Origin of the sequence: Paraburkholderia sacchari (genome assembly GCF_000785435.2) — a bacterium.
GTDB classification, from domain to species: domain Bacteria; phylum Pseudomonadota; class Gammaproteobacteria; order Burkholderiales; family Burkholderiaceae; genus Paraburkholderia; species Paraburkholderia sacchari.
This window is the reverse complement of the sequence record NZ_JTDB02000004.1, coordinates 536,949-555,143: the sequence shown is the minus strand read 5'-3', so window position 1 is coordinate 555,143 and position 18,195 is coordinate 536,949. Positions and strand designations below refer to the sequence as shown.

The window sequence follows — 18,195 nt, the reverse complement described above, 5'->3', positions numbered from 1 at the left end:
CGGCATGGGGCATCACGCAGTTCAGTGCAATGGTTGCCAGCAGTAATCGCCATTACCGTTCGAATGGAACAAGCCTCCGGATACCCCGTTAAAGCGTGGCGCTCGCGCATGCCTGGCGTGTGGCGGGCTCTTCATGCATTGGCGCGCGGCGCGGTCGCGCTGCTGGCCAGTGCGGTCCGAATCGGGCTGTTGCTTTGCTGTTTGGGCGCGGCCACTGCCACCGCCTCGATGGCGGCCGAACCCGCTCGCGTGCTGCTATTGACCGGCGCTGACCCCAGCCAGCCGGCCGCGTTCGTGCAGATCCGCGCCATTCGCAACGTGCTCGACGCCGAAATGCCCGGTGGCGCCGAAGTCTATCTCGACTCAATCGATGGATTTCGTTTCGGTGGCGAGGATCTCACGCAGGAATTCCTCGCGCTGATGCAAAAGAAGTACAAGGGACAGCGCGTCGACCTCGTCATTGCGATCGGCACGCATGGTGGCGAATTTGTATTGCAGCATCGCGCGCAACTCTGGCCCGGCACGCCTATTTTGTTTTCGAGCATGGCGGACAACTGGATCGCGCAGCACCCGTTGCCGCCAGGCATCGCGTTGCTGCCGTTCAGCACCGATGTCGGCAAGACGCTCGCGCTCGCGCAGACGCTTCAGCCTCGGGCGCATCGCCTTATCGTCGTGGGCGGCGTGACCGACGTGGATACGGAAATGATCGATCGCGTGATCCGCACGGCGAACCGGGAACCGGGGCGCTGGACGACGGTGGAGCGCTGGGAAGGGCTCGGGCTGGGCGAGCTGGAGAAGCGGCTCGCGGGGCTAGGAAAAGACGACGCGGTGATCTACACGACGGTCTACCGGGACAAGCAAGGCCATCGCTACTTTCCGTATCAGCTTCTGCCGTCCATGGTGCAGGCGAGCCAGGCGCCTATCTATGGCTGGTATTCCACCTATATCGAGGGCGGCATTACCGCCGGTGTCGTCTACGATCTCGCCGACAACGGCACCAACACGGGGAAGGCCGCAGTTGCGATCCTGCGTAACGGCGGGAAATTCATCAACGTCGCGCTGCCGCCCATGCCGGCGCGCTGCGTGGCAAACGTTGCCGAGCTCGAACGTTTTGGCTTGTCGGTCTCGAACCTGCCGCCCGACTGCAAACTCATCAATTTCCCGCCGTCGATCTTTCGCGAGTATCGCGGCACGATGCTGACGCTGCTGGCGGTGTTGATCGCGCAGGCGATCACGATCGTCGCCTTGCTGGCGCAGCGCCGCAAGCGGCGCGATGCCGAAGCCGAGGCGGCCGCGCGCGGCAGCGAGCTTGCGCGCGCGGCACGCTTTGCGGCTGCGGGCGAATTGAGCGCTTCGATCGCGCATGAGGTCGGCCAGCCGCTGGGGGCAATCCTGAGCAACACGGACGCCGCCGAAATGCTTGTGACTTCGCAGCACGCCGACGTGGGCGAACTCCAGGAGATTCTCTCCGACGTCAAGCGCGACGCCTTGCGGGCCAACGACGTCGTGCAGCGCCTGCGCGCGTTGCTGCAAAAGCAGAGCATCGAGTTCGCGCCGATCCCGGCCGACGCCACGCTCGAGGACTCGCTGCCGCTCATCGAGCCCGAAGCACGGCGGCGCGCGATGCGCATCGATGCGCAATTCGCGGCCGGAGATCTCGAAGTCATGGGCGACCATGTTCAGCTTCAGCAGATCCTGCTCAATCTGGCGGTGAACGCGATGGATGCCATGCACGATTCGGCGCCCGCCGACCGCGTGCTGACTCTCGCGACGAGGCAGGTGGGCAAAGGCGTTGAAATCGTGGTTGCGGATCGCGGCAGCGGCTTTCGCGTCTCTCGCCCCGAGCAGTTGTTCGAGCCGTTCTATACGACCAAACCGCACGGCATGGGACTGGGGCTGTCGATCGTGCGCTCCATCGTCGAAGCGCACGGCGGGCACGTGAGCGCCGCGCTGCGCAGCGGTGGCGGCGCCGAAATCGTGGTCTGGCTGCCGCTTGTGGACAGTAACCGGCACACGCCGCCCGAGAGCGATGTGTCAGGCGCCGAGGCCCCGGTGGACGGCGGCGCACGCTAAGGCGGCGCGCAGGCGATCCACGCGGTCAGCGCAATCCATGTAACCAGTCAGGCCTTCGAGCCCGCGCCCGGCGCGCTTTTTCTCGCACTATCAGCTGCGCTATTCGCGACGTACAGCGTCAGCATTTCGGCGAGCGCGTCGGTCATGGCGGTGTCGGCGAGGTGCAGCGGCCCAGGGTCGTTGAGCGCCGCATTGACCATGGTGGCGATCATCGTCTGGAACGCGATGGGCAAGCGTTCGCCTGCGCGCTTGTTGCGCGGCAGTTCGGGCAAGCGCGCCAGATGCGCGCTCACTTCTTTCACGAAGCCGCGCCCGAATTCCTTGATGGGCTGCCAGCCGTCCGACGTGTGATCACGCCGCTGCAGCGACGCGCGTATCACCCCGCAGTGGCGCAAGTGCTACAAACGCACCGCCTCGACCACCGTAAGCGCGCATTCGGCGAACACCACTGGTGCGCCGGCAGCTTCTTCTTCCTGTTCGCGGTGACCGGCATGGCCGGCGGGTTTCTCTCGAACCGCCTGTCCACGCGCTGGCTGCTGCTGGTCATGGCTTTGCTGTGGGCCGTGGTGCAATTGCCGATCGCGTTCGGCTCGTCGCTCGGCATGCTGATTGCGTGCCGGGTGCTGCTGGGCGCGGGCGAGGGCCCGGCTCAACCCATCGCGATTCATGCCTGCTACAAGTGGTTTCCGGACGAGCGCCGTAATCTGCCGGTTTCCGTGTTCCAGCAGGGCGCCGTGCTCGGCATGGTGGTGGCGGGCATCGCCGTGCCGTGGATCGACGCCAAACGGGGCTGGCGCACCAACTTCATTGTGCTTGCCGTGCTCGGGCTCGCGTGGGCGATCCTGTGGCTCGTGGCAGGGCGCGAAGGGCCGCTAGGTGCGCGCGCAACCAAATTGGCAGATGAGAGCGGCGTTGCCGCCAGTGGCCCGCGCATCAGCTATCGTGCGCTGTTGGGGACATGCTTAAAAGAGCAGCACTAGGAAACAAATGCCGCGCGGCAGGGCGCGTCACGGCCGCCGTGGCGCTCAGCGGAGCGGCTGCTGCGGCCCATGCACAATCGTCGGTCACGCTGTATGGCTTGATCGACACGGCGGTGCGTTACACGACGCACGCGAACGCGGCCGGTGACAGCAAGGTCCAGCTTTCCAACGGCGGCCTGAGCGAAAGCAACTGGGGCATGCTGGGCTCCGAAGATCTCGGCGGCGGCAATCGCGCGGTATTGCAGCTCGAAAACCGCTTCTTTCCGAACTCGGGCATGACCGACCCCGGCTATCCGTTCTTCAATACCGCATACGTGGGGCTGGTGTCGTCCACCTTCGGGCGCTTCACGATGGGCCGCCAGACCAACCCGCTCGCCGACGCCGTGCTGAAGACCTTCGTGACGTCGCCGTGGCTGCCGACGGTGTATCAGTTCCGCCCCGAGGTCGCGATGGCCGAAGGCGTGTGGACCAGCAACATGGCCAAGTACGCGGCGCGCTGGAAGGATGTAACGGTCGAACTCTCGTATGCGTTCGGCGGCCAGGCGGGCGCGTTCGGCGCGGGCAGCCAGATCGGTGCGTCGCTCACGTATATTCCGGCATGGCCGCTGAAGCTCGGCGCCGGCTATCTGGATTCGCGCGACGCGGTCAACGGTTCGGCGCACTTCAAGGCCTGGACGGCTGGCGGCGCCTGGTCGTTTGGCGACACGTCGGTCAACTTCGGCTGGGCGATGAACCGCCAGGACCGCGGCTTCGTGGGCAACTTCCCGAATGGCCCGTTCTCGGCGCCGCAGTTGACTGCGCTGAAGTTCAACACGTTCTCGGAGCGCGAGATGTTCTTCGGCGGCATCTCGCATCAGTTCGGCAATAACACGCACGTTGCGGCCAACATGTGGCGCACGCTGCAGGACGGCAAGAACCAGAGCGGCGACGGCAATGCCGCGCAGTTCCAGTTGCTGGCCGACTACAACCTGTCACGCGCCACCGACGTGTATATCGAAGGCGATTACGCCATGTATCGCGGCGGGCTGGTGGGAGCGCAGTTGCAGGGGTTCGTGGGCTTGAGCGCAGCGGCCAAGACCACGCAGCTCGGCTTGATGGCGGGCGTGCGGCACATGTTCTGAGTGCCGGGGTTCTGAGTACAGGGCCCGATGCCGGTTGGCGTGGCCCCGGGCCGCAGTCGTTGTTCCTTGCAGTGGACGCCGCGCAACGCGGCGCGTGATCTCACTGCGCGCCTTGAAGCTCCCACTCCGCACTCGCGCTTCGGCAGTATTGCGGGCGCAGCTTGACCGCATTGTTTCCCGCATGCACGGTCACGGTGACGAACCGGCAAGTTTCGCGGTTCTTGATCGAGGTGCCCTCGGGCGTGATGTCCGCGCTGACTTCGGCGCGATCGGCGGTGGCGGGCCGGACCCATGGCGTGGTCTCGCCGTCGTTTTTCGTGTTCAGCACGACGCGCACCGTGCTGTTGATCGCGGCGATGTCGTTCTTGTCGAGCTGGATCATCGGCGTGCTTTCGAGAATGTCGCCGGGCGCGGACCAGGCGGGCGCCGATGCAAGCGCGAGCAGCAATGCGCCGAGTGCGGCGGCCAGGTGAGTTTCCCGTCCGGCCTGGCCGGTCGAGTCGTGGTTCGACATGATGGATTCCAGTCTTTCAAATCGCGCGGAGGCGACTCCGGCTTGATTGTTTTCCGATTGCCACAGCGTTTCCATTCGGGGTTGGGGAAGGGCAATTGCCCTTTCGGGCAATGGGCTTGCCCCGCACCCCTATGGCATCGCGTGGCGGCGCATACGAAACTCCCGGATAAAGGGTCTGGGCGCAGCGCCTGCGCGTTTGCGTGCGTTTGCGCGGGTTTTGCCTTTCGCTGGCGGATCAGCTGCCCCCAATGACCCGTATGCTGCCAGATTCGCCGCCTTAGCGGCAATTCGGCGATTTGACCCGGACCATCTGGTATTGGAGAAAAAATGCGCGGACGCCTCTTCATGCTGAAGACTTCCATTGCCCTCGGAGTGCTCGGTACCGTGCTTGCCGGCTGCACGACCATGAGCAACCAGCCGTCGACGCAAGCGTCCACGGAAGCGCGCCGCCAGTCCATCGACGCGAGCGTCGACGGCACGCTTTCGCGTCTTTATCAAACGGCGCCCGGCTCACGCGAACTCGTAGGCAAGGCGCGCGGCGTGCTGGTGTTCCCGCAAGTAATCCAGGCGGGCATCGGCATCGGCGGCGAGCATGGCGACGGCGCACTGCGCGCGGGCGGCGGCACGGCCGGCTATTACAGCCTATCGGCCGCTTCGGTGGGCGCGACGCTCGGCGTGCAGTCGAAGGCCGTGGTCTATCTGTTCATGACGCAGGACGCATTCGACAAATTCCGCGCCTCCAAGGGCTGGTCGGCGGGGGGCGACGCATCGGTTGCCGTCGTGAAGATGGGCGCCAATGGCCAGCTCGACACCACGACCACTACCAAGCCGGTCGAAGTCTTCGTGCTGACGAACAGCGGCTTGATGGGCGACCTCTCGGTCTCCGGCACCAAGATCACCCGTCTGGACCTGTAAGGCCGCGATGCGGCGCGGGAGCGGCACCGGCAAAGGACATGGCGCCCGCATTGCGGGCGCCTGCCTGCTATTGAGCGCGCTATGCTTCGCTTGCGCGGCGGCCATGGCGCAAGCGGCGCCGTCGCTGCCGACCTTTACTGGCCCCGACGTGCAAAAGCGCGCCAACGCTGTGCTCGCGCTGCTGAGCTACACGGTCACGCCCGATTTGACCGCGAGCTCGCTGGGCATCAACAACGGCAACACGGGCAACCCGGCGCTGAACATGACCCAGCTCGGCGGCGGCTTCACGCTGAGCCAGAACTTTCCGCTCTATCTGGAGGGCGCGATTGGCGGGTCGCGCTACGATCCGACCTTCCTCGTCTCGGACGGCAAGGAGCAGCGGCAACTGCCGACGCGCTGGACCAACGTGGCCGCGACGGGCGGCATCGGCTGGGATTTTCCGCTCAACGAGAGCAAGAATCTGGTGATTCGGCCGATCTTCAATTTTTCGCTCGGCGAAGTCGTGAGCGATGCATCGGCGGCCCAGTTCCTGATCAACCGCCACATCGACAAGAACATCCAGTTCATCAAGGACGGCTCGCTGAGCGCCTATGGCCTGGGCGGCTCGCTCATGCTCGGCTGGTATCCGCGCAAGGAGCCTTACGAGTTCGATCTCGAACTGCGCTACACGGACATCTATCTGCAGAGCTTCGGCTCGTCGTCTGCCGTGCGCGGCGAGGCCAATGCGCAATCGACCAACCTCTATGCACGCTGGCGCGCGCCGACGGGGCTATTGGTGCTGCATCGGCCCTTACGCTATGTTCTGGAGCTGTCGCATTCGACCTATCTCGGCAGCCAGGCCGATATTCTCGGCTTCAATCATTTGACTTCGCTCGGCGCCGGTCTCGAGATCGATACGGGCGCGGTGACCAAGCTGTTTTCGCGGCTGCGCATCGTGGGGCGCTACGCATTCGGCCAGAATGTGTCGGGCGCTTCGCTTGGGATCGCGCTCAGTTTTTGAGCTCCGCGCTCCAGCGTTGAACGCGATTGCGTCCAGCGTGTTTCGCCGCGTATAGCGCCGCATCGGCGCGTTTGAGCGTGGCTTCAAGGCTGTCTTCCGCTTCGTCGTAGTGCGCAATGCCGATGCTGCAGGTCTGTTTGAGCGTGTCGCCATCGTCGAGTTCGATGGGCGTGTCGTGCAGCGCATGGCGGATGCGTTCGGCCACCATGTGGGCGCGCTCTTCGGGCGTGTCCAGCAAGATCGCGGCGAACTCCTCGCCGCCGATGCGCGCGGCAAGATCGTCTTCGCGCAGCGCGTTCTCGAACACTTGCGAGGCTACCTTGAGCACGCGGTCGCCCATTGCATGGCCCCACGTGTCGTTCACGCGCTTGAAATAATCGAGGTCGAGCGCCAGCACCGATAGCGGGCGATGATGCCGCCGCGCATGCGCCACCGCCTGCCCGGCGGCCTTTTCGAAGTAGCGGCGATTGGCGAGCCCCGTGAGCGGGTCCAAGTCCGCATCGGTCTGCAATTGCTTGAGCAGCAGATGCTGATGGGTGATGTCGGTCAGCACCACGAGCAGGGGATCGCCATCGCCGGGCCCCGCGAGCGCGGGAAGTCTCGTGCAGTGAACCAGCATGTGGCGAATGCCCGAACGCGTCTGAAATGGTTCGGGATCCTTGGTATCTGCGACCCGCATGCGCGCCCAGTTTGTATCGTCGACCAACAGGCGCGCAAACGGCTGGCCTTTGTCGGCCAGGGTGCCGAACATCGCGAGCAACGCGTCGTTGCCGAGCAGAATGCGCTGCGTTCCAGCGTCGACCACGGCGACCGGCGTCGGCATGTTCTCGACGATGGTGGCAACCGTGTCCGCGTAGCGTTGCACACGGGCGACGAGATCTTTTTGCCGGCCCAGCAGAACGAAGCCGCCGGCCAGCATGACGAGCAATAGCGCGGTGCCGCCGAGATCGATGTAGACGCTCGACCAGAGGCCGTTGCGGTACGTGCTGACGGCATAGCCCAGATCGAGCGTCCAGTACGCGGCGTCTGCTCCCAGCCTGATGCGCTGCTCCGCTACGAGGCGCTCGGTGTTATCGCGCCGCCACAGCGAATAGAACGTGCCCTCAATGGGGCCCGCGCGTGAATCGATATCGTCGGCGAGCCGCTGCCCGATGGTGAGCCCTTCCACCGCGGGAACCCGCGCGACGATGCGCTGCTCGTTGTCGCGCAGAAGCAGCGCGGTGCCGGGAATCAGCTTTGTCCCCTCGAACAGATGCTGTTCGAGCGGTATGAGATGGATCGTGACTGCATCCAGTTGACCTGCCGCGTCGAGGTGCTTTTCGGCGACCACCAGTGCGCCCCGGTTGCCCCACACGACAGGCAGCCACAGTCGCGCAGACGGCGCGGCCCGCACCTGCGCGAAGATCGCGTCGAAGCCAGGAATCTCGTTGCGCGCGTTGGGGCGGGAGGCGGCCATCAGGCGGGCGTTTGCATCGAATACCGCAATCAAGGTGTCGCCGAGCGACATCTTCAGCGTTAGTGTGAGGCTGCGCAGTTCGCTGTTGGTGGCCTTGCCCTCTGCGACGAGCGCTTCGGTGGCCGACATCATGCCGTCGAGATCACGCAGGCGGTCCTCGATGAGCCGCGCGACCAGCGAGGTTTGCGCGGTGAGCTGTTGCGCGGCTTGCAGGTTCACAGCGCGAAAGTCGTACCACGACTGCCACCCGGTGATGACGACAATGGCCGCGACCAGCACAGAGAGCAGGGCGAGAAACTCGCGCATCCACGATTTGCGCGTGACCGGCTGCAGCGTCCAGCGATGATTCTTGGGGAGCGGCGAGTGCATGGGTCGTATAAGCGCGCTTCGGTTTTCCGGATGATTAATGGCATGCCGCGAACGCCGGGAGCGCGGCAGTGAAAGTCCTTATAGGGGAATTCGGATTGCCCAAAATCCGGATAGTTGCGCTCTAAATATTGTACGAGACTTCGCTACCGGTGGAGCGTAAGCAGGCTCGCATGATCGTGACGCTCCTGTTCCCCGAAGGCAAGCCGCAGCCCTGAACCTCAAGCGCGGATCGTCAGCGCCATGCGCTGCCGACCTGGATATAGAACGCGTTCTGGCCGGGACCGTGCGCGACGTCGATACCCATCGTGAGGCCGAGCTTGCGCGCAATCAGGTAGCGAAAGCCGGTGCCGATGCCGAAGGCCGTCGGCGCATCGGAAAACGAATGCAGGTTGCCATACGCGCGCCCGACGCCGCCGAAGCCGAGCACCGACCAGCGCGGCGTGAGGTAGTAGCGCAATTCCAGTTCCGCGGTCAACTGATTGCTGTCCTGGAACCTGGCCTGCGAAACGCCGCGCAAATTCACGTATGGTTGCGCGAAGAACGGAATGTCGCCTTGCGAAAAGCCCGTATCGGCGCGCAGCCCTAGCACCCATTTCGACGAAAACGGAATCCAGTGATAGCCCTTCAGGGTTTCCATTTCGAATGAGCGGTCGCTGCCGAGCGCGCCGCGCGCGAGTTCGGCTTCGAGTTCCGCATAGGTGCCGCTGCGCGGATAGAAAATATTGTCGCGCGTGTCGTAGTCGACGACGATTCCGCCCTTGCCGACATTCAGGGTGCGCTCGAAATTGCGGATGCTGTCGGGAACGGCCCCGTCGAAGCGTGCTGTCGCGTTGAAAAAGGTGTAGCGCGGCCCGACGTACCACGGGCTGTCGCCGAGCCGGAACAGCAGTTGCTGGATCGTGCCGATGCCGCTCAGCTGGTAAGCGTTCGCGTTCTCGCGCGGCCCATAGTAGTGCAGGTGCAAATCGATCTTGCCCAGCACGCCTAGATAGCGGATATGGTCGTCATCCCACGTGTGAAAGTGCAGGAGACCCGCGGCCCAGCTTTGCGTGTTCGTGACCATGCCGCCCACGCCGGTGATGTTGGGCGGTTTCATCTTGCCGGGCTGCGAGGCGTCCGCGCTGTCCGCGTTGCTGGTGTCAGCGGCGCTATCCGCGTTGCTGGTCTTCCGGGCCTCCGCTTTGGCTGCCGCCGAAGTGAAATAGAGCAGCCCGAGCCCGAAACCATAGCCGATTGCGGGCTCCGTGATGATGGTCGGAACCGGCAGCACGCCCTTGTGGTGCAGCAGCATTTCGCTGAGGTCGAACTGGCCGTCTTCGGGGTCGAAGAACCTGGAGCGCGGCGTGTCGTCCGCGCCGTGCGCGAGCGTGGCGATGGCGAGCAGCAGCGGCGTTAGCCGTCGCAGCTTGCGGGAAAAGCGCGGATTCCCGGCGGTCGATTTCTGTGTGTTCTTGTCCGGATGCATATTTCGCGCGCCATCGCCATGGACGCAAATAGTCAGGAAGTTTAGAACAGGTGTGCGCCGCAACGCCATTGATATTTGGGGCAATGCATTTACCCGATAGGGCAATGCCTGCTTGTATCGTCCATGCGGCGAGCGTTCACGTGTCGCCGAGCCAGGACATCTTCGATGGCTTTGCGGGCGTGCGCGGGCAAGTCTCGCTGACGAGCGACGGCCGCTGGATCGTGCCGTACTACCTCGACATCGGCGCCGGCACTTCGCGGTTCACGTGGCAGGCATCGGGCGGGGTTGGCTACGCCTGGAAGTGGGGCGACGCGAGCCTGACCTACCGGTATCTGGCCTTCTATGGCTCGGGCGATCAATTAGTGCAGACGCTGCGCTTTAACGGGCCAAGCGCCAACGTAACGTTCAGGTTCTGAGCGCCGTGTCATGCGGCACGCAGACCGATCGCGATGTCGTCACGGATTGAGCAGAAAAAAGCCCGCTCGAAGCGGGCAGAAGTACGAGGAGACCGTATAAGGGCGTCGGGGTAGGCCCTTGAGACATACTGTAGCGCACGACGCGCGAGCGAAACACCTATCTGAATGAACAGGGGCGCGAGGCACGTTTCCCGTGACCTGTTACCCAGCGCGCATCGCGCGATTGCACAATCGGCTCAACTGGCCGGCTGACCCTTGATCGTCAGCCGGCAAACAGTCGCGAGCGCAAGCAGATTCGGGTCGCGCTCGCGCCGCCTCAGGAAACTCAAGCCGATGGTCTGCCGCATGTCGTACCGGGCGGAAAGCGGGATCAGCATGATCTTGTGCGCGAAGAGGTCGCGCACGCGGCCCGGCAGCAGTGTATAGCCCACGCCGCCGCTGACGAGGTTGATCAGCGAAAAGATGTCGCTCACTTTCATCACGACGTTCGGCGTGAAGTCCGCAATGCGGAACGCTTCCAGAAAATCCTCGGACGTCGCGAATCCCTCGCTTAACGAAACGAATGGCTCGTCGCGGCACTGGCGCAAGTCGATCGCATCGCATTGGCCGTACGCGGAGCCAATGGGCGCGGCGAAGAAAATTTCGTCCTCGAACAGCTCGATCGATTCGATCTCCGAATCATGAGAAGGAACCGCCATGAGCGAGGCGTCGATTGTGCCGCGCTTGAGCTTGTCGAGCAGGTCGGCGTTCGAGCCGAGAATCAGTTCCGCCTGCAGATCGGGGCGCCGGCTCTTGATGACGGTGACGATTTCAGGCACGGCGCGGATCGTCAGCGAGTACAGCGAGCCGATTTTCAGGTGTTCCGAGCCGTAGCCTGCGGCTTCGCGCGTCGCGCGGATCCCGTCGATCATTGTCTTGATGACTTCGGCGGCCACTTCGGCGAGCACCTGGGCCGCGTCGGTCGGGGTCAGGCTGCGCCCTTCGTGACGGAACAGCGTGCAGCGCAGGCCTTTCTCGAGCGAATGCAGCGCGCGATGGACGCTGACCGTGCTGATGTCGAGCGTCTCGGCCGCCTTCGCCAGATTGCCGCATTGCATGAACGCGAGCAGCACTTCGAGCTTGCGGAAAGTGATCTCTTCGTCGACGCGGGGGAGCATGGTGGGGCGGCTGATCGGGAGGCGGCAGCAAATTTTGCACCAGAACCGGAGCCGTCGCAATTCGGGGCGGACCGGCTTGCAAGCGTATGCGCGACCATCGGCGGTCCTCCGCGATCATTAGCCGGAGAGTAACGTTCCGGACGCCAGCGTGATTGATGGAGGCTTTCCGCGTATCTAATATCGTTCGCAATCGAGCCTTTTCGTACGAGCAAGGTCGCTCTCCACCGGCAACTGCCGGAAAGCGCAGATCGTGCCGCCCCGTGAGACAGAAGGAAAGAGGAGCACCATGCAGATCGATTCACGCGGCACGTCCCGCACCCGACAGGTCGCCGCCGCCGTTGTCGGCAATGCGCTCGAATGGTATGACTTTATCGTTTATGGTTTCTTTGCCGGCATCATCGCGCGGCTCTTCTTTCCTGCAGACAGCGCTTATGCATCGTTGCTGATGTCGCTCGCGACGTTCGGCGTGGGCTTCTTCATGCGGCCGGTCGGCGGCGTGCTTATCGGTCTTTACGCGGACCGTAAGGGTCGTAAGGCGGCGCTGCAGTTGATCATCATGCTGATGACACTGTCCATCGCGCTGATCACCTGCGCACCGACCTACCAGACGATCGGCCCGGCCGCGCCGCTGCTGATCCTGGGCGCGCGTCTGCTGCAGGGCTTCGCGACCGGCGGCGAATACGCGAGCTCGACCGCGTTCCTTGTCGAAACCGCGCCGCTGCGCAAGCGCGGGCTGTATGGTTCGTGGCAGATGATCGGCCAGTGTCTCGCCGTGTTCGGCGGCGCCGGGATGGGCGCGCTGGTCACGCAGAGCCTGCCGGCAGCCGCCGTCGATAGCTGGGGCTGGCGCGTGCCGTTTGCGATCGGCTTGCTGATCGGCCCGGTCGGATTGTGGATTCGCCGCCATATGGAGGAAACCGAAGCATTCCGCGATGCGGCCCAGCAGACCGGGCAAGCTCCGGTCAGCCTCGTGCAGGCGTTGCGCGACAATGGCCGCGCCGTGCTCGTGACGATTGGCATGACCATCATCGGCACCGCGTCGTTCTACGTGATGCTCGTGAATATGCCGACCTTCGCGCACAAGGAGTTCGGGCTGCCGCTCGATAAAGTCTTTACCGTGCAGATGCTCGCGGTGGGGTTGATGACGCTGATGGTGCCGGTCTCGGCGGCGCTGTCCGATCGCATCGGCCGCAAGCCGGTGCTGATCGGCAGCATGATGGTGCTGCTTCTGACGATCTACCCGACCTTCTCGTGGTTCGCGGCCGCGCCGAGCGTGTCGCGTCTGCTCGCCATGCAACTGGGCATCTGTGCGATCATCGGCGCTATCTATGGTCCGTTGCCCACCGCCGCCGCCGAGCAGTTCGTGACGCGCACGCGTTCGACCGGCCTTGCGCTCGCGTACAACCTCGCGGTGATGCTGTTCGGCGGCTTCGCGCCGTTTATCGTGACGTGGCTGATCCGCGCGACCGGTTCACCGGTGGCGCCGGCCGCTTATGTCGTATTCGCTTCGGTGATCGGATTATTCGCCGTGGTGGTGATGCACGAGGGCGCGCCCGCCGTGGTCGAGCGCCGGCGTGGTGCGCAAGTGCTGGGCGCGTAACGGCGCGAGCAACCACGAAGCGCATCGATCTCCATCCACAACCATTCATTCAAGAAAGTCACGCATGAATCAGGCATCGCCTTCTTCCGCCCAGCCCTCGCATGGTGAAATCGTCGCCGCGGGCGCGCTCGAACTCTCACAATGGATCCGCCTGCGCAAGATCTCCTGCCGCGAAGTGATGAGCGCTTTTCTCGACCACATCGAGCGCGTGAACACGCCGGCCAACGCCATCGTCTCGCTGCGCGAGCGCGCCACGCTGCTGGCCGAGGCCGACGAGCGCGACGCGCAACTCGCGCGCGGCGAATACCTCGGCTGGCTGCACGGCATTCCGCAGGCGCCCAAGGACCTCACCGCGACGGCGGGCATTCCCTCCACGCAGTGCTCGCCGATCTTCCGCCACGAAGTGCCGAAGGCCGACGCGCTGGTGGCCGCACGCATGCGCGCGCAAGGCGCGATCTTCATCGGCAAGACCAATTCGCCGGAGTTCGGTCTGGGCTCGCACACCTACAACCAGGTATTCGGCACCACGCTCAACGCTTACGATCCCACGCGCAGCGCGGGCGGCAGCAGCGGCGGCACGGCGGTTGCGCTCGCGCTGCGCATGCTGCCGGTGGCGGACGGCAGCGACATGATGGGCTCGCTGCGCAACCCGGCGGGCTGGAACAACATCTTCGGCTTCCGGCCTTCGCAGGGGCGCGTTCCGTCGGTGCCTGCCGTCGACGCGTTTTACAACCAGCTTGGCTGCGCGGGGCCGATGGGCCGCAGCGTGCCCGATGTGGCCATGCTGCTCGCCACGCAGGCCGGTTACGACGCGCGCGCGCCGCTCTCGATTGCAGAAGATCCGGCGCAATTCACCGGGCCGCTCGCGCGTGAGTTCGGTGGCGCGAAAATCGGCTGGCTCGGCAATTACGGCGGTTATCTGCCGATGGAAGACGGCGTGCTCGCGCTCTGCGAAACCGCTCTCAAGGACTTCGAAGCAATCGGCTGCAAGGTCGAGGCCACGCGCCCCGATTATGCGATGGACAAGCTCTGGGACTGCTGGCTCACGCTGCGCCACTTTTCCGTGGCGGGCACGCTGGGCGCGCTGTATCGCGATCCCGCGAAGCGCGCGCTGCTCAAGCCCGAGGCGCAATGGGAAGTGGAGGGCGGCTTGAAGCTCTCGGGCGAGGACGTGTGGAATGCCACGGTCGCGCGCACGCAGTGGTATAACGCGCTGCTCGCGCTGTTCGAGCGCTACGACTACCTCGTGCTGCCGAGCGCGCAGATCTTCCCGTTCGACGCGAAGGAGCATTGGCCGAAGTCCATCGCGGGCCGCACGATGGATACCTATCATCGCTGGATGGAAGTGGTGATTGGCGGCACGCTCGCGGGCTTGCCGGTGATGTGCGTGCCGGCCGGCTTCAACGCGCAGGGGCTGCCGATGGGCTTGCAGGTGATCGGAAAGCCTCATGCGGACCTCTCCGTGCTGCAATTGGCGCATGCCTACGATCAGGCCACGCAGTGGGTGACGCGGCGTTTGCCTGAGGTGCTCGCTGCCTGAGCGCATGCCCGTGCCGAGGGGGCATGGGCGGCTTGCATCAACGCAAACCCATCTGCCTGTCCGCAAGACTCACCAGCTGCACCAGTTCCGGGCCTAGCGTGTCGTGCAGGTCCTTCTCGCTCATGCGCAGGCCAGGAACCGCGCAATTGAACAATAGCCTTCTCGGCCCGTAATGGATTCGGGACGCCACGCCCACCGCGAGCACGCCAAGGCCAGAGTCGCCCATGTTGATCGCATATCCGCGCTGGGCGTAGCCCGCCACGGCGTCCATCGCACGCTTGTGTGTTCGGGCATAGCTTTCGGGGCGAAGCTGGCGGGCGCGCTTGAGGAACTCCTGCCGTTCGGACGCGGGCAGTTGCGCTAGCCACGAGCGCCCCATGGCCGTCTCCAGCACGTCGTTCACCGCGCCCACGCCGGGGCGCTTGAGCGTGCCTTCCTCGTAGGAGCAGGTTTCCAGATACACCACATCCAGATCCATCGTTACGCCAACCGAAACGGCGCCCTCCACGCGATCGGCGAGCGCCTGCATGGCCGGGCGCACGAGCGCCAGCATCGGCGTCTTGATCAGATACGGATACGCGAGCGTAACGGCGGCGGGCCCGATGAAGTAGCGATCCAGCCGTTCGTCGTGGTCGAGAAAGCCCAGCGCATGCAGGGTTCGGCATAACCGCGAAACCGTCGGGCGCGACAGCCCCAGCCGGGCCGCAAGCTCGCTGTTGGCATGGGCGCGCGGCTCGCTCACGAAGCACTTCATGATAAGCAGGCCCTTGGCCAGGGTGCCGGAAAAATAAGGATCGTCTTCCTTTACGCGGCGCAGATCGGTTTCGTCCTGCATCGAATAAGCGTTTAACGATTTGCGCATACGAATCTCTCGAAATGGCCGCCAATGGCCTTGTTGCAACCGGATTTCAATATTTGAAATTCTAGTTCATTCCTCGTGCTGCTCACGCGTAGAGTCGCGGCAATGGTCGGGCGCGTCACAGCTGACGCATTCCCATCACCTGCCAAGACTGGTGAAACCCGTCCCCATGAAGGAGACATCGTTGAACATCGCCAAACTCGTCGCCGCAACGGACGATACCCACACGCCCGCCGACGTCGACGCCACCTATCGAAAGATCCTGTTCCGGCTCTTGCCGCTCCTGATTGTCTGCTACGTCTGCGCGTACCTCGATCGCGTGAACATCAGCTTCGCCAAGCTGCAGTTCATGAGCGACCTCGGTTTCAGCGAGGCGGCGTATGGATTGGGCGCCGGATTGTTTTTCCTCGGTTACGTACTGTTCGAAGTCCCAAGCAATTTACTGATGCAGCGCATTGGCGCACGCCGCACCCTGCTGCGCATCATGGTGACGTGGGGCGTGATCTCCAGCGCGACGATGTTCGTGAAGACGCCCATGCAGTTCTATGTCCTGCGCGTGCTGCTCGGCGTGGCCGAAGCGGGCTTCTTCCCCGGCGTGCTGTTCTATCTGACGATCTGGTTTCCCTCCGCGCGGCGCGGGCGCGTGACCGGCTATCTGATGGCCTCCACGGCGCTCGCCGGCATTATCGGCGGCCCGGTGTCCGCGTGGATCATGGTGCACATGGCGGGCCTGCTCGGCCTGAAGGGCTGGCAATGGCTGCTGCTGGCCGAGGGGCTGCCGTCGCTGTTGCTGGGGGCGCTGGCCTTCCTGATCCTCAGCGACCGTCCGGCCGACGCGCGCTGGCTCAGCGACAAGGAAAAGGCCATCGTCCTCGGCCAGTTGCGCGCCGACGAGGGCAGCAGCGCGCGCGGGCACGCAGCGGGGCATGCGATCCTCAAGGTGCTTGGACAACCGAGGATCTATGTCGCGATAGTCGCCTATTTTTGCGTGATCATGCCGTTCAATGCGATCGGCTTCTGGACGCCGACCATCCTCAAGGACATGGGCATCAAGAACCTGATCCATGTGGGCTGGCTGTCGAGCCTGGTGTTCATTGCCGCTGCAATGGGAACCTGGATCCTGGGCGCGAGTTCGGACCACTTCAAGGAGCGGCGCTGGCACCTGCTGATCAGCAGCGCCGTCATGGCGGTCTGCTTTGGCATGCTGCCGCTGGCGCTGCATAGCCAGGGCATCGCCATCGCCATGCTCGGCGTGGCCGCGGCGGCGTCGTACGGAGCGTTCGTGGTGTTCTGGACGATTCCGCCGTCGTTCCTCGATGGCGACGCCAAGGCCGGCGGGATTGCCCTGATCACCAGCATCGGCGGCACGGGCGCCTTCGTGAGCCCGACGCTCGTGGGCTGGATCAAAACCAGCACGGGCAGTCTTTATCCGGCGCTGACCGCGCTGGGGGTGATCGCAGTTGCCGGCGCCATTCTCATGATGATGACGGTACGTCCCGCATCGCCGGGCGCGCGAACCTGATTTCGCTTTGACGTCTCAATCCATATCCACGCTTTTCTGGAGTTCGATTCGTGATCCGAAATGATGCAAACCTTGAAGCCCTGATTGCCGACGTGCGCGCCTTTGTGCGCGAGCAGTGGCACCCCATCGAAGAACAGGTCGCCCGCGACGACTTGGTGCCGCCGGAGGTGGTCCAAACGCTGCGCCGCAAGGGCTATTTCGGCTGGAGCATTCCGGAGGCCTATGGCGGTCTGGGTTTGACCACGGAAGAACTGGTGCTGTGCGCGATAGAGTTGTCGCAAGCCTCCGTGGCCCTGCGCGCGCGCGTGGGCACCAATACCGGAATCGGCGCAGAGGCGCTGGTGGCCGATGGAACCGATGAGCAGAAACAACGCTGGCTGCCGCGCATGGCGACGGGCGAACTCACGGGCTGCCTCGCCTTGACCGAGCCGGAAGCCGGCTCCGAAGCAAGCAACGTGCAGACCACGGCGCGAAAGGACGGCGAACATTACGTGCTGAACGGCACCAAATGTTTCATCACGAATGCCCCCGTGGCGGATGTGTTTACGGTAATCGCCCGCACCGAAGAAGGCACGCTGGGCAGCACGGGTCTCTCGGCGTTTCTGGTCGAACGCAGCGAGGGCCTCACCACGGGCGAGCCGTATCGCAAGATGGGCCAGGCCGGCTCGCCGGTGTCCGACGTGTATTTCAGTAATTGCCGCGTGCATGCCAATCAGTTGATTGGCGGGCGCGAAGGCATGGGTTTCCAGACCGTGATGAAGGTGCTGAACAAGCAGCGCCTGCATCTCGCGGCATTGTGCACGGGTCCCGCGATGCGCATGCTCGACCTCGCCATCGAATACGTCACGCACCGAACGCAATTCGGCCAGCCCGTGGCGAACTTCCAGCTGATTCAGGCGATGATCGCGGACAGCCGCACCGAAATCTTCGCCGCGCGCTCGATGATCGTTGAAGCCGCGCGCGCCCGTGACCGGGGCGAGGACGTCGCGCTCCAGGCATCGATGTGCAAATACTTCGCGTCCGAAATGTGCGGGCGGGTTGCCGACCGCGCGGTCCAGATGTTCGGCGGCTCCGGCTATGTGGCCGATTTCAGCCCGATCGAGCGCTACTACCGCGACGTGCGCCTGTTCCGCCTCTACGAAGGCACCAGCCAGATTCACCAGTTGAATATCGCCAAGCTCGTGTTGCGCGGCGAGGGAAAGTAGGCA

General features: G+C 64.2%; 16 protein-coding genes. 10 read left to right on the top strand and 6 right to left on the bottom strand.

The window, feature by feature from the left end; translation table 11 throughout:
* Positions 1 to 228: 228 nt before the first annotated feature.
* Positions 229 to 2,073, top strand: a complete 1,845-nt coding sequence (locus tag NH14_RS18105) for a sensor histidine kinase (RefSeq protein ID WP_161790869.1) — start codon at positions 229 to 231, stop codon at positions 2,071 to 2,073.
* Between the two features lie 47 nt (positions 2,074 to 2,120).
* Here the strand turns inward: NH14_RS18105 and NH14_RS18100 are convergent, their stop codons facing one another.
* Positions 2,121 to 2,453 (bottom strand): hypothetical protein, encoded by a 333-nt coding sequence (locus NH14_RS18100; protein ID WP_052148311.1) that lies wholly within the window; start codon positions 2,451 to 2,453, stop codon positions 2,121 to 2,123.
* 15 nt (positions 2,454 to 2,468) lie between these two features.
* On the opposite strand from NH14_RS18100, the gene NH14_RS18095 reads away from it, so the two are divergent.
* Positions 2,469 to 3,053 carry an MFS transporter gene (locus NH14_RS18095; RefSeq protein WP_244143485.1) on the top strand — a complete coding sequence of 195 codons (585 nt, stop codon included), beginning with the start codon at positions 2,469 to 2,471 and terminating at the stop codon, positions 3,051 to 3,053.
* A complete protein-coding gene (locus tag NH14_RS18090) occupies positions 3,032 to 4,174 on the top strand; it encodes a porin (RefSeq protein ID WP_084225769.1) in 1,143 nt (380 codons plus the stop codon). Before NH14_RS18095 ends, NH14_RS18090 begins: the two co-directional genes overlap by 22 nt.
* 100 nt (positions 4,175 to 4,274) lie before the next feature.
* Here NH14_RS18090 and NH14_RS18085 read toward each other — a convergent pair whose 3' ends face one another.
* Positions 4,275 to 4,688 (bottom strand): RT0821/Lpp0805 family surface protein, encoded by a 414-nt coding sequence (locus NH14_RS18085; RefSeq protein WP_152617223.1) that lies wholly within the window; start codon positions 4,686 to 4,688, stop codon positions 4,275 to 4,277.
* Positions 4,689 to 5,015: 327 nt separating this feature from the next.
* Between NH14_RS18085 and NH14_RS18080 the strand changes: the two genes are divergently transcribed.
* Together NH14_RS18080 and NH14_RS18075 are read left to right on the top strand one after the other, a co-directional pair.
* Positions 5,016 to 5,603, top strand: coding sequence for a BPSL1445 family SYLF domain-containing lipoprotein (locus NH14_RS18080; protein WP_035530482.1), 588 nt, complete (start codon positions 5,016 to 5,018; stop codon positions 5,601 to 5,603).
* 103 nt (positions 5,604 to 5,706) lie between these two features.
* On the top strand, positions 5,707 to 6,603 hold the full coding sequence (locus NH14_RS18075; protein ID WP_237179666.1) for a hypothetical protein: 897 nt from the start codon (positions 5,707 to 5,709) through the stop codon (positions 6,601 to 6,603).
* Here NH14_RS18075 and NH14_RS18070 read toward each other — a convergent pair.
* Positions 6,593 to 8,428 carry a sensor domain-containing diguanylate cyclase gene (locus tag NH14_RS18070; protein ID WP_035530481.1) on the bottom strand — a complete coding sequence of 612 codons (1,836 nt, stop codon included), beginning with the start codon at positions 8,426 to 8,428 and terminating at the stop codon, positions 6,593 to 6,595. The genes NH14_RS18075 and NH14_RS18070 overlap by 11 nt on opposite strands.
* 232 nt (positions 8,429 to 8,660) lie before the next feature.
* Positions 8,661 to 9,893, bottom strand: coding sequence for a BamA/TamA family outer membrane protein (locus tag NH14_RS18065; protein ID WP_052148308.1), 1,233 nt, complete (start codon positions 9,891 to 9,893; stop codon positions 8,661 to 8,663).
* Between the two features lie 104 nt (positions 9,894 to 9,997).
* Between NH14_RS18065 and NH14_RS18060 the strand changes: the two genes are divergently transcribed.
* The gene (locus NH14_RS18060) at positions 9,998 to 10,309 is read left to right on the top strand and encodes a hypothetical protein (protein WP_052148307.1); all 312 of its coding nucleotides are present in this window, start codon (positions 9,998 to 10,000) and stop codon (positions 10,307 to 10,309) included.
* Between the two features lie 236 nt (positions 10,310 to 10,545).
* Here NH14_RS18060 and NH14_RS18055 read toward each other — a convergent pair whose 3' ends face one another.
* Positions 10,546 to 11,466 carry a LysR family transcriptional regulator gene (locus NH14_RS18055; RefSeq protein WP_035530478.1) on the bottom strand — a complete coding sequence of 307 codons (921 nt, stop codon included), beginning with the start codon at positions 11,464 to 11,466 and terminating at the stop codon, positions 10,546 to 10,548.
* A 286-nt stretch (positions 11,467 to 11,752) separates the two neighbouring features.
* On the opposite strand from NH14_RS18055, the gene NH14_RS18050 reads away from it, so the two are divergent.
* Together NH14_RS18050 and NH14_RS18045 are read left to right on the top strand one after the other, a co-directional pair.
* Complete coding sequence (locus tag NH14_RS18050) at positions 11,753 to 13,066, top strand: MFS transporter (RefSeq protein ID WP_035530475.1); 1,314 nt, start codon at positions 11,753 to 11,755, stop codon at positions 13,064 to 13,066.
* Between the two features lie 64 nt (positions 13,067 to 13,130).
* Entirely contained in the window at positions 13,131 to 14,606 is a 1,476-nt protein-coding gene (locus NH14_RS18045) for an amidase (protein WP_052148306.1), read from the top strand.
* A gap of 37 nt (positions 14,607 to 14,643) precedes the next feature.
* Here the strand turns inward: NH14_RS18045 and NH14_RS18040 are convergent, their stop codons facing one another.
* Entirely contained in the window at positions 14,644 to 15,468 is an 825-nt protein-coding gene (locus tag NH14_RS18040) for an IclR family transcriptional regulator (RefSeq protein WP_052148305.1), read from the bottom strand.
* 181 nt (positions 15,469 to 15,649) lie between these two features.
* On the opposite strand from NH14_RS18040, the gene NH14_RS18035 reads away from it, so the two are divergent.
* Positions 15,650 to 16,987: an MFS transporter gene (locus tag NH14_RS18035; RefSeq protein WP_052148304.1), complete on the top strand. Its 1,338-nt coding sequence runs from the start codon at positions 15,650 to 15,652 to the stop codon at positions 16,985 to 16,987.
* 50 nt (positions 16,988 to 17,037) lie between these two features.
* Positions 17,038 to 18,192, top strand: coding sequence for an acyl-CoA dehydrogenase family protein (locus tag NH14_RS18030; protein WP_035530474.1), 1,155 nt, complete (start codon positions 17,038 to 17,040; stop codon positions 18,190 to 18,192).
* The last annotated feature ends 3 nt before the right edge of the window (positions 18,193 to 18,195 follow it).